The organism is Mycolicibacterium setense (genome assembly GCF_000805385.1).
Taxonomy (GTDB): domain Bacteria; phylum Actinomycetota; class Actinomycetes; order Mycobacteriales; family Mycobacteriaceae; genus Mycobacterium; species Mycobacterium setense.
On sequence record NZ_JTJW01000007.1, the window covers coordinates 1 to 14,186 of the forward strand.

The 14,186-nt window shown below is 67.7% G+C and carries 13 protein-coding genes and 2 pseudogenes; 11 read left to right on the forward strand and 4 right to left on the reverse strand.

From position 1 onward, the window contains the following. Nucleotides 1–127, forward strand: a pseudogene (locus tag QQ25_RS30620) (IS481 family transposase); the annotation flags it as partial. Here QQ25_RS30620 and QQ25_RS17360 read toward each other — a convergent pair. After that, complete coding sequence (locus tag QQ25_RS17360) at nucleotides 124–897, reverse strand: ArsR/SmtB family transcription factor (RefSeq protein ID WP_039380130.1); 774 nt, start codon at nucleotides 895–897, stop codon at nucleotides 124–126. The pseudogene QQ25_RS30620 and the gene QQ25_RS17360 overlap by 4 nt on opposite strands. A gap of 550 nt (nucleotides 898–1,447) precedes the next feature. On the opposite strand from QQ25_RS17360, the gene QQ25_RS17365 reads away from it, so the two are divergent. Together QQ25_RS17365 and yaaA are read left to right on the forward strand one after the other, a co-directional pair. After that, the gene (locus tag QQ25_RS17365; RefSeq protein ID WP_039320766.1) at nucleotides 1,448–2,164 is read left to right on the forward strand and encodes a C40 family peptidase; all 717 of its coding nucleotides are present in this window, start codon (nucleotides 1,448–1,450) and stop codon (nucleotides 2,162–2,164) included. Between the two features lie 53 nt (nucleotides 2,165–2,217). After that, nucleotides 2,218–2,964 carry a peroxide stress protein YaaA gene (gene yaaA, locus QQ25_RS17370; protein ID WP_039380132.1) on the forward strand — a complete coding sequence of 249 codons (747 nt, stop codon included), beginning with the start codon at nucleotides 2,218–2,220 and terminating at the stop codon, nucleotides 2,962–2,964. A 215-nt stretch (nucleotides 2,965–3,179) separates the two neighbouring features. Here yaaA and QQ25_RS17375 read toward each other — a convergent pair whose 3' ends face one another. Further along, a complete protein-coding gene (locus tag QQ25_RS17375) occupies nucleotides 3,180–4,397 on the reverse strand; it encodes an RNA-guided endonuclease InsQ/TnpB family protein (RefSeq protein ID WP_039380133.1) in 1,218 nt (405 codons plus the stop codon). A 176-nt stretch (nucleotides 4,398–4,573) separates the two neighbouring features. Between QQ25_RS17375 and QQ25_RS17380 the strand changes: the two genes are divergently transcribed. The 8 genes and pseudogenes from QQ25_RS17380 (at nucleotide 4,574) to QQ25_RS17410 (ending at nucleotide 11,605) form a co-directional block, all read left to right on the forward strand. Then, the gene (locus tag QQ25_RS17380; RefSeq protein WP_411431676.1) at nucleotides 4,574–4,867 is read left to right on the forward strand and encodes a hypothetical protein; all 294 of its coding nucleotides are present in this window, start codon (nucleotides 4,574–4,576) and stop codon (nucleotides 4,865–4,867) included. Continuing rightward, a pseudogene (locus QQ25_RS31640) lies at nucleotides 4,798–4,992 on the forward strand (hypothetical protein); the annotation flags it as partial. The gene QQ25_RS17380 and the pseudogene QQ25_RS31640, both read left to right, overlap by 70 nt. A 298-nt stretch (nucleotides 4,993–5,290) precedes the next feature. Then, nucleotides 5,291–5,920: a hypothetical protein gene (locus QQ25_RS17385; protein WP_234711935.1), complete on the forward strand. Its 630-nt coding sequence runs from the start codon at nucleotides 5,291–5,293 to the stop codon at nucleotides 5,918–5,920. A 78-nt stretch (nucleotides 5,921–5,998) separates the two neighbouring features. Beyond that, the gene (locus QQ25_RS17390) at nucleotides 5,999–7,474 is read left to right on the forward strand and encodes an amidase (RefSeq protein WP_039320777.1); all 1,476 of its coding nucleotides are present in this window, start codon (nucleotides 5,999–6,001) and stop codon (nucleotides 7,472–7,474) included. Between the two features lie 95 nt (nucleotides 7,475–7,569). Next, nucleotides 7,570–8,472: a fructose bisphosphate aldolase gene (locus tag QQ25_RS17395; RefSeq protein ID WP_039320779.1), complete on the forward strand. Its 903-nt coding sequence runs from the start codon at nucleotides 7,570–7,572 to the stop codon at nucleotides 8,470–8,472. Between the two features lie 14 nt (nucleotides 8,473–8,486). Next, nucleotides 8,487–9,401, forward strand: coding sequence for an alpha/beta fold hydrolase (locus QQ25_RS17400; protein WP_039320781.1), 915 nt, complete (start codon nucleotides 8,487–8,489; stop codon nucleotides 9,399–9,401). Nucleotides 9,402–9,476: 75 nt separating this feature from the next. Beyond that, on the forward strand, nucleotides 9,477–10,112 hold the full coding sequence (locus QQ25_RS17405) for an MBL fold metallo-hydrolase (protein WP_039380280.1): 636 nt from the start codon (nucleotides 9,477–9,479) through the stop codon (nucleotides 10,110–10,112). A gap of 92 nt (nucleotides 10,113–10,204) precedes the next feature. After that, the gene (locus tag QQ25_RS17410) at nucleotides 10,205–11,605 is read left to right on the forward strand and encodes an FAD-dependent oxidoreductase (RefSeq protein WP_039380137.1); all 1,401 of its coding nucleotides are present in this window, start codon (nucleotides 10,205–10,207) and stop codon (nucleotides 11,603–11,605) included. On the opposite strand, the gene QQ25_RS17415 is transcribed toward QQ25_RS17410, so the two are convergent. After that, nucleotides 11,602–12,870, reverse strand: a complete 1,269-nt coding sequence (locus QQ25_RS17415) for a competence/damage-inducible protein A (RefSeq protein WP_039380138.1) — start codon at nucleotides 12,868–12,870, stop codon at nucleotides 11,602–11,604. The genes QQ25_RS17410 and QQ25_RS17415 overlap by 4 nt on opposite strands. A 34-nt stretch (nucleotides 12,871–12,904) precedes the next feature. Then, entirely contained in the window at nucleotides 12,905–14,131 is a 1,227-nt protein-coding gene (locus QQ25_RS17420; RefSeq protein WP_039380281.1) for an enhanced intracellular survival protein Eis, read from the reverse strand. Between the last annotated feature and the right edge of the window lie 55 nt (nucleotides 14,132–14,186).

A 14,186-nucleotide genomic window follows, 5' to 3' on the forward strand; every position in this document is an offset into this window, starting at 1 on the left:
CGACACCGAACGCTGCGCCGAATACCCCAGATGGTTACACAACTACAATCACCACCGCGGCCACACCGCACTCGGCGGCCAACCACCGGCCACCCGCGTACCTAACCTCTCAGGTCAGTACATCTAGTCGGCCAGCTCCAGCCCGGACTTCAGGCCGGACAGCTTGAGCGGCCAGGCGTGCGAGATCTTGTCCCGCACGGTGCTGCCCGGGTCGAATCCACCGTGGGTCATGGTGAGCTTCACCTGATCCGCGACCGGGTCGATGTCGAACGACACCTGCGACCGGCGTTCGGTCGCAGGTGGGGTGACGGGGTGCTCGCTCAGATCGGGGGCGACCTGCTCCAACTCGGGCGTACACGTGTGGAACGTGAAGGCCAAGCGCTGATAGGGATCGGACTCGACGATCACCTGCTCGGGGTCCTCGATCCGCAGGCCGTCCTCGACCCAGACGTAGGACGAGCCCTTCTGCCATTCGGATTCGATGGCGTGCCCCATGTAGCTGTGGGAGAACGCCGGGTTGGTGATCGCCTGCCACAGTCTTTCCGGGGTGGTGCGGATGTAGGTGGTGTACGAGAACTCGCCGGCCATGGTGGGACTCTCCAACACCGTCTTGACCTCCGCGAGCATCTCCAGCCTCGTGGCGTCGAACCGGTCGATCCAGCGGTCCGCTATGTCAACGATCGGTTCGGCGTTGACGTAGTGCAGCTTTTCCCGGCCCCGGCGGAGTGTCGTGACAAGGTTGGCCGTCTCCAGCACTGCCAGATGCTTGCTCACTGACTGCCTGGCCATCGACAGGCCGCCGCAGAGTTCTCGCAGAGTCTGTCCGTTCCGGTCGTTGAGGCTGTCCAGCAGCAGCCGCCGGTTCGGGTCCGCCAACGCTCTGAAGACCTCGTCCACTCTCACCGTCTCCCTTTCGCGCCGGCGCCGACCGCCTCAGACAATCATGCAGCCGACAGGCTGCATGTCAAGCGCCGCCGACGCCACACGTAAAGGGGCGGACCCCCGAATCGACGCTTCCGGCCGGGCGCGGCCAGCCACCTTCGAAGCCGGTGCCGACGTTGCCGGACTCACCGCACCCCGTGCCGTCCAGATGGGAGGCATCACCGTGCACCCGGTCGACCGTGCGCAGACCTCCTCCGAGCCCGCGGCTGGCGGACCAGGTGCCGAAAACGCCCTTCCATCAATGTGTTTCGCGATGTTCTTGCGTACTGCAAGATCACAATCATCACCGCGATTCACAGCACAAGCCCAGTGCCACAGCACTATTGGCGATGGCGTGGAAGCGTCGCCGCCCCACTGGCAAACAGGTGTCAGTGGCAACTGAATTACCCGCGCAGCCAACCCCGCTCAAACCCGAAATGGGTGAAGCAGTCCATATGCGGCAACCGTTGTGAACGGAGTCACATATTTTGCCCGCCCAAAATCGGCTCTGCTAGCGTCCCGCCGCATGTTTGCTATCGCGACGCTTATGGCGCTTGTCCAGCAAGTTTCGGGCACGCCGTACATCTCCGGTGGAGACTCCCCGGCCGGCACGGACTGCTCCGGCCTGGCTTCCTGGGTCAGCAACATGGCCACGGGTCGCCCGGTCTACGGGGACCGCTTCAACACGGGTAATCAGGAGCGCGCCCTCCTGGCCCGTGGCTTCAAGTACGGCACCCAGCCCGGCGCCCTGGTGATCGGCTGGAACAGCGGCCACACCGCGGTGACCCTGCCTGACGGCACGCCCGTGTCCTCGGGTGAGGGCGGCCACGGTGTGAGGGTCGGTGGCGGCGGTGCCTATCAGCGCCAGTTCAACCACCACATGTACCTGCCCGTGGCACCGGAGGCCCCGCAGGATGCGCCTGTGGATGCGCCCCTGCCCTTCGGCGCACCGCCGCCTCCCCCGGCCCCCATCGAGCAGATGGCCGCTCCGGCCCCGGTCGACCCCTTCGCGCCGCCGCCCCCGGCCGATCCCTTCGCGCCGCCACCGGCCGATCCCATGGCCGCTCCGGCACCGGTCGACCCCATGGCCGCTCCGGCACCGATGGACCCCTTCGCGCCGCCGCCCCCGGCCGACGCGATGCCCCCGGTAGCCCCGATGGACGCTCCGGCACCGATCGTCCTGGACGTGCCGCCCCCGCCGGCTCCCCCGGCTCCCGAGGAACCGGCGCCGATCGCCATCTGACATCACACCTGTCGGTGGCCAGGGGGCCACGATCGTTCGGATAACGTCTGGATGTGATCGTGCTCCTGCCACCGTCGGAGACCAAACGCACCGGCGGGGACGGCCCACCGGTGCGTTTGGACGTTTTGAGCTCGCCGGAACTCAACCCGCTTCGCCAGTCACTGATCGACGAGCTGGTCGATCTCGCTGCCGACCCGCCCGCGTGCCGCAAGGCCCTCGGCATCTCGGCAAGCCAGGACGCTGAGATCCAGCGCAATGCCGGTCTCCGACTGGCGCCCACCATGCCGGCCATCGAGCGCTACACCGGAGTGCTGTACGACGCCCTCGACGTAGGTTCACTACGCGGCAGCGCTGCCACGCGAGCCCGCGCCCGGTTGGCCGTCGGATCGGCGTTGTTCGGTCTGCTTCGGGCCGACGATCCGGTGCCGGCGTACCGGCTCTCCGCCTCATCCAAGCTCCCGGCACAACCCGGCCTGGCCAAACGGTGGCGCCCGCTACTGGAGCCGGTGCTGGCCGACCTCGCCGCCGATCAGCTGATCGTCGATCTTCGTTCCGGCTCGTATGCGGGCCTGGGCAGAATCCCCGGTGCCGTCCGCGTGCAGGTTCTGGCCGAACACGCCGACGGGCACCGCACCGTGGTGAGCCACTTCAACAAGGCCCACAAGGGTCACCTGGCCCGCACGCTGGCGAGCTCCCGAAGTGAGCCCTCCGACGCCGCCGCGGTCGCCGGGGTCGCCCGCCGGGCGGGGATGCACGTGGAACGCGACGGGAACGAACTCACCGTCGTGGTGCCGGCCTGACGGCTCGCCGGACAGCCAGCGGTGGGTGTATCCCGACAACTGGCTGATCGCGAGTCCAGACGAAGACCCTCCGGAAGACGATATGGCCCCACTCCCCCTCGAAAGCGGCTGCAAATATCGGCGATTCGCCGCTAGCGAGGCCGGCCCCAGGGCTTTACCGGTTTGAATCGGCGTGACTTGAATCCTCCCGACCGTGAACGATCGGGATTCCTGGCTTAGGCTGCCTGGTCGCTCGGCGAGCGTTCAGGTCTTACGCCGTCGACACCAGCCGGGTTGAAACCAGCCCGGTTGAGCATGACGTGTGCGGAGTTCTTGTCGCGTTGGGCGACGTGTCCGCACTGGTCGCACCGGTAAGTGCGTTGCGACAGCGGCAGGCGGTGTTTGGCTCTGGCACCGCAGTTCCCACAGTCGGTGGTGGTGTACTTCGGATCGATCAGCATCAGTTGGCGGCCATGTTTGCCTGCCATCTCGATCAACGCACGTTTAGTGGCGGCGATGGCGCCGTCTGCAGCTTTGCGCGCCATCGTTGAGCGCGCCAGGAACTTGGGTCGGAAGTCCTCGACCGCGATCCGATCGAAATCAGTCACCACGGCTTTGGCCCATTTGCGGCCGGTGTCGGCACGCTGGGCCGCGACGTGAGCGTGCTGTTTGGCCGCGGCGCGTTTCGCGGACTTGTAGCCACCCGAGGCCGATTGTCCAGGGACAGGTTTACGACGGGCCATCATGCGCTGATACCGAGCTAAACGGGCCGCCGCTGTGCGGCCGTGCTGCCGGTGCGGCAGGTCGTGCTCGTCACTTGTCGTGGTCGCTACATCGGTGACGCCCCAATCGATCCCGACCGACCGGCCCGTCGCAGGCAACGGCTCCGTCTGCGGTCGGGCTACGACAAATGAACACCACCACCGACCCAGCGCATCGCGGTAGATGCGCACACTAGACGGCGAGGCGGGTAGTTCGCGCGACCACACCGGCCGCACAACAATCCCGCCCGCGACCTTCAATTGCTTTCCGTCGAGAACAAATCCGCGCAACGTGTAGTTCAGACTCGGGGCCGCACGGTGCTTGGCCTTGAACCGTGGCAGTCCACGCCGCTGCCGCGGGGCCAGCGCCTTGTCTTTACGATCCTTGAGGGCTTTCGCACGTGCCCGCGCGAAATCGCGGATCGTCTGCTGGGCAGCCACACTCGACCCTGCGGCCAACCACTCATGTTCGCCGCGCCACCCGGTCAGCCGCTTATCGAGTTGCGCCGGCCCACATTCGACCTTCACGCCGGTGGTCACCGACTCGCGGTGCGCGGCGTTGGAAGCCTCGACGCACTGATTCCACACCCAGCGGCAGCGGTCCCATTCCGCCAGCAACAACCGCTCCGTTGAGCCCGCGAGCCGCAGCCGGTACTTGTACCGCACCTTGCCCTCGCCGATGGTCGAGCCCACAGGACAACGGTAACGCCCGACACCGACAACCGGGCCGGACCGCCAACCGTGCCGGACACGATGCCCACCCTGAGCCCGTGGCACCGGCCAGAACGCAACTTGAGGTGCAACGTCGCCGCAGCTCGGTCTACACGTTGCACGCTCATCTGGTGTTCGTCATCAAGTATCGGCGTCCGGTGTTCAACGACCGGATGCTCACTTTCGGTGAGCGCCTCATGACGACATCTGTGGCGATCTCGGCGTCGAGCTGCGAGGGTTCAAACGGGGAGAATGATCACCTGCATCTGGTCGTGAACTATCCACCGAGCCTGTCGATCTCGACGATGATCAACCCGACTCAAAGGGCGCCTCATCTCGCCGGCGACGCCAGGACCACTCTGCGCACGTTCGGAAACACCTATGGGGCAATCACTTCTGGTTCCCGTCCTACCTCGCCGCCTCCTACGGCGGCGCTCCGCTATCGCTCATAAGCAGTACATCGAACAACAAGACCGTCCCGACTAACACGGCCAGCTACGCCGGCCACACAAAACGGGATCTGCTTCCGCCCAGCCGCAAACGGCCAGGCTTCCGCCGAAGAAAAGTCGGTGAATGACGCTCGGCGCTTGCGGAACCGCGGCGGCGTTGCCGGCCGCGGTGCGAGCAGACGGCCCAAATCGCTTCTGCCTGCGGCGCACTGGCTCACCAAAGGACTATGAGTACGAATCTCGCTGTTGCCGAGCTAATCTCAGCTCGCACGCGCGCCCGTCCCACGCCGAAAGGACTTCTCACCGAATTCCCGGGTGTTGCCCACAACGCCCCACCTCGTCGTGCACAATATGACCTCGCGTCAGTGCCTGCCGCCTGACGCCTTTCGCCTGTGCCCACCACACCGCCGTTCCCGGGGAGCAAGCTTGGCCACCTGCCTCGTTTCCACACCGCATCCGCCGTATCAACCGGCTCGCCGTGGACGGCACAGGAAGGCGCCGCAACGACGCTGGCTGCCCGTCGGCATCGGAGTGGCGGCCACAGCCGTGGTCAGCTCCTTGCTCACCGCGTTCGTCATCCTCACCACGTTCGCCTCCAAGTTCTCGGCCAAGGATTCGGTGTACGCCGTCGGCGCCAGAACATATGAGGTGAAACCCAACCGGGCGCCGCAACGCGGCGACTCCGCGCAGACCGCTGCTTCGGCAGTCGCGGCGTTCGCCTCCGACGGATCAGGTTTCGTCGATTCCGCGGCGCGGTGCCGTGACACCCAGACGGCGCGGGCCATCGGCCGCACCGAGCGGTCACTCGTGGTCATCTGCCTGGACCGCACCGGCCGGCTGGAATACCACGGTGTCCGACTGTCCGACCGGGCCGCACTGGCCGCGTCGGCCGATGTCACGCCCGGCCGCCGCTTCGTCGCGCGCAACTATCAGGTCGATTACGCGGTCTCGCCGACCGAACTGCTCGTCACCTCGGGTAGCTCGGTGCTCAAACGCGAACCGATGGTGGAATACCGGGAGATCCTGTCCGCACCGGTCGTCGTCGCACCCCGGTAACCTCAGCCATCGCACCTCGCGCCGACCCGCAGCACCCTACGGCCGGACACACCAGCGATCTCCCGGAGTGACGTGAGTATGGATTCCCCGTCGGCATTCGAACTGGCCCGGACCGACGCGATCGGCCAGGCGGCGCTGGCCGCGAACGGTGAGCTGACCGCCCTCGAGTTACTCGACGCCGCGATCATTCGGGTCGAGGCAACCCGTGGTCTGAACGCCGTGATCACCGACCTGTTCGAGCGGGGGCGCGCGCAGGCCGCTGCGCTCGACGCCTCCGGTGTGCTTCGCACCGGGCAGGCCGGTCCGCTGGCAGGGGCGCCGTTCCTGCTCAAGGATCTCGGGGCAGCCCTCGCCGGTGCCCCCGAAGCCATGGGGTCACGCGCGTTGCGCGACCATGTCGCAACGGAATCCGCGTGGACCGTGGACCGCTATCTGGAGGCCGGCCTCGTCGTGTTCGGCAAGACCAACACCCCGGAGTGGGGCAACCATTGCACCACCGAGCCATTGTTGTCCGGCGCCACGGTGAACCCGTGGTCCTCGACCGTGACCCCGGGAGGATCCAGCGGGGGGTCGGCGGCGGCCGTGGCCGCGGGCGTGGTGCCCGCGGCGTCGGGCGGGGACGGCACGGGTTCGATCCGGGTGCCGGCCTCGTGCTGCGGCGTCGTCGGCCTCAAACCGCGGCGCGGACGGTCCTCCTTCGCCCCCGACAGCGGCCACGGACTCGAGGGCCTGGTGAACGGTCACGCACTCACCCGCACGGTGCGCGACTGCGCGGCTCTGCTGGATGTCATCGCCGGCACCGCACCCGGTGACCCCTACAGTGCGGCCGTGCCGGAGGTCTCCTTCCTCGAGGCGGCGACCCGAACCCCGTCGGCACAGCGCATCCTCATCGCCACCTCGTCGCCGTTTCCGACCGACCGGATCGACCCCGAGGTGGTGTCAGCCGTCGAGGCGACCGGCCGGCTTTTGGAAACCCTCGGCCATCACCTCGAGCCAGGGACCCCTTCGATCGACGCGGATGCGGTGGCCGAGGCCATCGCCGTGCTGCACACCGTGAGCAACGCCGAACTGCACGAACTGGCCCGCCAACACCTGGGCCGAGCGCCCCGCGAAGACGAATTCGAGGCCAGCACGTGGGTGATGATCCGCGAGGGCTTCACCACCACTGGTATCGCCTACGCCGAAGCGATCTCGACCATCCATGCCCAGACCCGTCGGTTCGCCGCCGCAATGGCCGGTCACGACGTGTTGCTCGTGCCGACCCTGCTCACCGGACCACCGCCGTACGGGCTGTTGAACCAGCCCCGCGGCACCACCCGAGCTTTCTTCGACGTCGAGTTCGCCACCACCGGATGGACCGCATTGGCCAACGTGACGGGTTGGGCTGCGATCTCACTGCCCTTGGGGCAGACCCGCGACGGCCTGCCGATCGGTGTCCAGTTGATGGCTCCCGACGAATCGGTCCTGCTCAGCCTGGCCGGCCAGCTGGAACATGCTGCCCCGTGGGCGGCCCGCACCCCACCTCGATGGGTGGCCGCTGCCGCCGGGACGTAGCCGCCTATCCTCTGAGTCGAACTGTGCGCCACTGTGGTGTGCGCCTCAGCAGCAGAACAAAGCAGGACACCGTCTTCAAAGGAGTAGACAACCTCATGGCGAACCAGCAGCAGGCCGACAAGATGACCACGGGCAAGGGCTTCATCGCCGCGCTCGACCAGAGCGGTGGATCCACCCCCAAGGCGCTGCGTCTCTACGGGGTCGAGGAGAGCGCCTACTCCTCCGAAGAGGAGATGTTCGACCTGATCCACCAGATGCGCTCGCGCATCATCACCTCCCCGGTGTTCAACGGTGACCGCGTGCTGGCCGCGATCCTGTTCGAACAGACCATGGACCGATCCATCGAGGGCAAGCCCACCGCCACCTACCTCTGGGAGGACAAGGGCGTGGTGCCGCTGCTCAAGATCGACAAGGGCCTGGCCGACGTCGAGAACGGCGTGCAGGTGATGAAGCCGATGCCCGGGCTGGACGATCTGCTGGCCCGCGCGGCCAAGAACGGCATCTTCGGCACCAAGGAGCGTTCGGTGATCGGCGCGGCCAACGCCGAGGGCATCGCCGCCGTGGTGGCCCAGCAGTTCGAGGTGGCCAAGCAGGTGCTCTCGCACGGCCTGATCCCGATCATCGAGCCCGAGGTCACCATCTCGATCACAGACAAGGCCGAGGCCGAGGACCTGCTTCGCGACGAGATCACCAAGAACCTCGACGCGCTGCCCGCCGATCAGAAGGTCATGCTCAAGCTGACCCTGCCGACTCGTGCCAACCACTACCAGTCGCTGGTCGAGCACCCGAAGGTGATGCGGGTGGTGGCGCTGTCCGGTGGTTACTCACGCGACGACGCCAACAAGAAGCTGGCCGAGAACACCGGCGTGATCGCCAGCTTCAGCCGCGCGCTCACCGAGGGCCTGTCGGCCCAGCAGAGTGATGACGAGTTCAACGCGACACTGGACAAGTCCATCCAGTCGATCTTTGATGCCTCTGTCGCTTCTGGCGCAGAGTAATCCGGAACGCGCAGATGGTCATCCCGATCGATCGCCCCAAACTGGAGGGCAATGTCGCCGTCGGCGACGGCCGTCAGCTCGGCTTCGCCGAATTCGGTGACCCGCAGGGCCGTGCGGTCTTCTGGCTGCACGGCACCCCGGGTGCGCGCAGGCAGATCCCGACCGAGGCCCGGATCTACGCCGAGCGCAACCACATCCGGTTGATCGGGGTGGACCGTCCCGGCATCGGTTCCTCGACCCCGCACCAGTACGACCGCGTGCTGGATTTCGGTGACGATCTGCGCACCATCGCCGACACGCTGGGCATCGACAAGATGGCCGTCATCGGCTTGTCCGGTGGCGGCCCCTACACGCTGGCCACCGCGGCCGCCATGCCCGACCGGGTGGTGGCGGCCGGGGTGCTCGGCGGTGTGGCTCCGATGGTCGGCCCCGACGCCATCAGCAGTCCGCTGATGAGGCTGGGCGCGGCCGTCGCACCGATCCTGGAAGTGGCTGGTGCGCCGATCCGGTTGGCCGCCTCCGGGTTGATCCGGCTGATCCGGCCGGTGGCCTCCCCTGCCCTGGAGATCTACGCGCGGATCTCGCCCGAGGGTGACCGACGCATGCTCGCCCGGCCTGAGTTCAAGGCCATGTTCCTCGACGATCTGCTCAACGGCAGCCGCAAGCAACTGGCCGCCCCGTTCTACGACATCGTGGTCTTCGAGCGTGACTGGGGCTTCCGGCTCGACGAGGTCAAGGTCCCGGTGCGCTGGTGGCACGGCGACCACGACCACATCGTGCCGTTCGCGCATGGTCAGCATGTGGTCTCCCGGCTGCCCGACGCGGTCATGACCGAGCTGCCCTATGAAAGCCACTTGGGCGGGCTGGGCTGCGCCGAAGAGATCATGGGCACCATGATCTCGATGTGGGACGAGGCGAGCACGGACTGAACTCCCCCTGGGGGTTGACCTCAACCATTGTTGAGGGTCGAGGCTGGTGTCATGGCAACTCCGATCTCCCCGCCGATGACCCAGATCCGGACCGACCTGTGGGAAACCCGTACCGACACACCGTTTCCGGGTTTGACCACCCATGCCTACCTATGGACGCCGGGCGGCCCGAACGCACTGTTCTACTGCCCCGTCGGCGACGCTGACTTCGCCGCACTGGATTCACTCGGCGGGGTCGACGACCAATACCTGTCCCACCAAGACGAGGCGGGCCCGATGCTGGCCCGCATCGCCGAGCGGTTCGGCTCCCGCCTGCACGCTCCCGCCGCCGAGCGCGAGACCATCGAGCGGCACACCCCGATCGACGTACCGCTGAGCACCCGGCACATCGATGACCGCGGTGTCGAGGTGATCCCCACCCCGGGGCACTCTCCCGGCAGCACCAGCTACCTCGTCGAAGGCGCCCAGGGCCGGTACCTGTTCACCGGAGACACCATGTTCGTCGCCGCCGACGGCCGATGGTCGACGTTCGTGATCCCCGGCGTCGGCGACGCCGCGGCCATGGCCGACAGCCTGCATCTGTTGGCGAGCCTGCGGCCGGATGTCGTGATCTCCAGCGCCTACGGGGCGCGTGCGGTCACCGTCCTCGACGAGGGGGCCTGGCCGGCATGCGTCGACGAGGCGTTGCTGTCGATACCGGCGACCCGGTGACGTTCGAGTAGCGCACTACTCTAGGCCCGGCCCCGGCCTGCTCCGATACTTCGAACAACTGGCGACGTGCCAGCTCGGTCCGGAGGTCGGCAATGGCAACGATCGGCAAACACGCAGTGGTGCTGGGCGCGAGCATGGGCGGGCTGCTCGCCGGCCGCGTCCTGGCCGATCACTTCGACACCGTCACCCTCGTTGAGCGCGACGTGCTGCCCGACGGCCCCGCCCAGCGACGCGGCGTCCCGCAGGGCAGGCACGCCCACGGCCTGCTCAGCGGTGGGCTGCAGGCGCTGGCCGAATTGTTTCCCGGGCTCCCCGAGGAACTGGCGGCCGACGGTGCGACGGTGCTCGACGGGGCGACTCTTTCGCTGATCTCGTTGACGCTGGGCGGGCACACCCTCCATCTCGATGGCGCGCCCGCCAAACCGATCGCCTCGTATCTGGCCAGCCGACCGTTCCTCGAGGCCCACATCCGGGACCGCGTGCGCGCCATCGACAACATCCACATTCTCGACGGACACGATGCGGTCGAGTTGCTGATGGACGAGGCCCGGCGGGTGACGAGCGTGCTGGTGGCCGATCGGAACGGTGGTGACGGCCGGGCGATAGCCGCCGATCTGATCGTCGACGCCATGGGTCGCGCCGGACGGACCCCGGCGTTCCTGGAGAGCGCGGGATTCGGGCGGCCGGCCGAACACCGCATCGCCGTGCAGGTGGCCTACTCCAGCCAACTGTTGGGCTTCGGCGACAACGTCCCCCGCGATCGACTCACCCTCGTGGGCGCTGTCCCTGAAAGACCTTATGGTGGTTCGCTGTTCGCCTACGAGAACAACACCTGGCTGCTCACCACCGCCGGGATGGCGGGCCAGGAGCCACCGGCCGATCTGGCCGGGATGATCGACTTTGTCGAGGAGATGTTCTCACCCGAAACGATTGCTGCCCTTCGCGACGCGCGACCGATCGGCCCGCCGGCCACCTTCCGGTACCCGGCCAGTGTGCGGAGGCGCTATGAACGGATGGCCCGGTTCCCCGAGGGCCTGCTGGTCTTCGGGGACGCGATCTGCAGCTTCAATCCGGTGTACGGGCAAGGCATGTCGGTGGCCGCGCTCGAGGCGCTCGCACTGCGCGACTGCCTCTCCCACGGCGGCGACGATCTGGGCCGCAGATTCCTGCGGGCCGCGGGCACCTGCGTCAACACGGCATGGCAAATGGCCTGCGGCGCCGATCTGGCCCTGCCGCAGGTCGCCGGTCCACGGCCGACGTCGGTGCGACTTTCCAACTGGTACACCGAGCGGGTACTCAAGGCCGCCGAGCACGATCCGGCGGTGACCGAGGCGTTCTTCCGGGTGATGAACCTGGTTGATCCGCCCAGCCGGCTGCTGCACCCGTCGATCGTGCGGCGGGTGGCCACCGGCGGCTCCCGCCGGCACCGAGAAGCGTCCCGGCGCCAACCCGTTGCCACAGCCGCGGCGGCCCGCGAGGAAGTATCGGGCTAGGCGGCGGTTCCGGCGAGCGCCCGACGCAGCAGGTGCATCGCCACCGTGGTGGCCCGCTCCCGGATGTCGGATCGGTTGCCGGGCAGGTGAAGCGTACGGGTGATCGCCGCCGATCCGGATCGGACCGCGAAACACACAGTGCCGACCGGCTTGTCCGGACTGCCGCCGGCCGGGCCGGCGATACCGCTCACGGCCACCGCCGTATCGGCACCGAAGTGATGCAACGCCCCGCTGACCATCGCTTCCACCACCGGTTCGGAAACCGCGCCGTACTCGGTGATCAGCACCGGATCCACGTTCAGCAGTTCGGCTTTCGCCTCGTTCGAATAGCTGACCACTCCACCGGTGAAGTAGTCCGAGCAGCCGGGGATGTCGGCCAGCCGGGCGGCGAGCAACCCGGCGGTGCAGGATTCGGCGGTGGCGATCCGGTGCCCCGCCAACAGGGCCGCCACCTGCTCGTCCACGGTCGAACCGTCCTCGGAGTACAGCGCGGCGCCGTGCCGATCGCGCAGCAGCGCGACCACGTCCCGGTAGGCGCGTGCCGCATCGGGCTCGTAGCGGGTGACGATCTCGAGTTCGCCGCGCCGCAAGCAGGTCGTGATCTCGAGCGCGTCGAAACCCGCGATCGCGGTCTCGGCCTCACGCAGGGTCTCGGCCAGGCCGGATTCGGCCAGGCCGAACATCCGAACCGTTTCCTGCCGGTAGTCGGTCCGGGCCGAAATAGCCTGTTGCACAGCCTCGGTCGCCAGCGCGGAAAGCCACATCGGCTGCAACTCCCTCGGCGGCCCGGGCAGCACGACAACTGTTGGGCTTCCGCTGACAACCACCCCTGGCGCCGTGCCGACGGGTGCGAGAACCTCCGCACCGACCGGCACCATGGCCTGCTTGCGGTTGGCGGCGCGCACGGCGTCGAAATCCACGCCCGGGCGGTCGCCGATCAGCTTCCGCAGGATGCCCGCGATCCGCTCCTCCATGGCCTCGTCCAGAACGAGTTCACGACCGCAGAACTCGGCGACCGTTGCCACGGTCAGATCGTCGGCCGTCGGTCCGAGCCCGCCGCTCGTAACGATCAGATCCACGCCCTCGGCCGCCAGGAACCGCAGCTGTGCCTCGATGTCCCGAGGACGGTCACCGCAGATGGTGATGTGGGCGAGTTCCACGCCCAGCTCGAGGAGCTGGTCGGCCAGCCACGGACCGTTGCGGTCCTGAACCCTTCCGGTGAGTACTTCGGTCCCGGTAACGACGATGCCTGCACGTGCGCTCACCAGGTGAACACTACGCAGCGGCTTGCCGCGTGGCTCAGAAGCTGTAGCCCAGCTCGGCCGGAACGTCGCTCGCGAAGGCAGCGCCGAGCCGCTGCACCGCCTCTGGGTCCTTGGCCCGCAACCGGTTTGCCGCGACAAAGGATTCCGGCCGGTGGGTACCGAGATACAGGCTCCCCAGTACATCGAGGTCGAGCGCGATGTCGGCCGGTGCGTCGGTGGATTCGCACCGGGCCTGGCCGCCACGAATCCGCAGGGCGAACCTTCCGCCGTCACCGCGGAAACCGTCGGTGACATCCAGCACGGTGTCGAGGTCAGCCTGATACCTGCGGCCCTCAAGCGCGACCGGGATGTTCATGATGCGGATCCACAGGTCGTCGCTGCTGGAGGTCACCCGGGCCAGCCGGGAGTTGGTCAGCAGGTAGGGCACGATGTCGCCGGGATGCGTCCAGACGCTCACCTTCTCCATGAGGTCCATTCCCAGCAGCGCCCGCCACAGTGCGATGTGGGCGTCGGTGGTCACGGCGGTGACCTCGCGCACACGCAACGTCCTGGACTCCTCGCCGTGCACGCGGTACAGCGCGTAGCCGTCGGGGTGCAGGAACGCGAACAACTCGGTGCCGCCGTCGCGGGTGTTCTCCCGGTCGGCGAGGACGTCGTCCCACAGCGCCGTGGGGCACACGAGGCCGCCGGGCGTCCGCTGTCGCCAGCGGTCGTAGATCTCGGCGAAGGTGTCGCGGTGATCGGCAGGTTTGACCAGACGCACGCCACCGGGATCGGGGACGCGGGCATGGAACTCGGCGAACCTGCGGTCGATCGTCATCAGGTGCACGGTGGTGGCGGGGCCGTAGCCGAATCTCCCGTAGATTCCGCCTTCGCTCGCGGTGAGCGCGGCGATCGGATACCCCGCCTCGGCGATCCGCTCGTGCAACTCGGTGTACATCGAGCGCAGGATCCCGCGGCGCCGGTGGGTGGGGGCGACGGCAACGTAGCTCAGGCCGGCCGCGGGCAGCACCGCACCGCCCGGAACGGTCAAGCTGAGATCGAGGAATATCGACTGTCCGACGATGTCGGCGGCCGCGTCCCCGGCCAGGCCACCGTCGCGGGCCACCACGCCGCCCCCGGCGGGAACCATCTGCTGCCACGCCGCCTGCGAATCCGGGTGGCCGACCTCACCGAAGGCGGTGTTGCCGAGCAGTGCCATGCCCGCCCAGTCGGCGTCGGTGACGCTGTGCAGGGTCAAAGTTGTTGTCGGGGAAGCCACGTTGTCGATCACAGAACCTGACGGTGCCACACCGTCGCGGGTCGACGCGACCGAT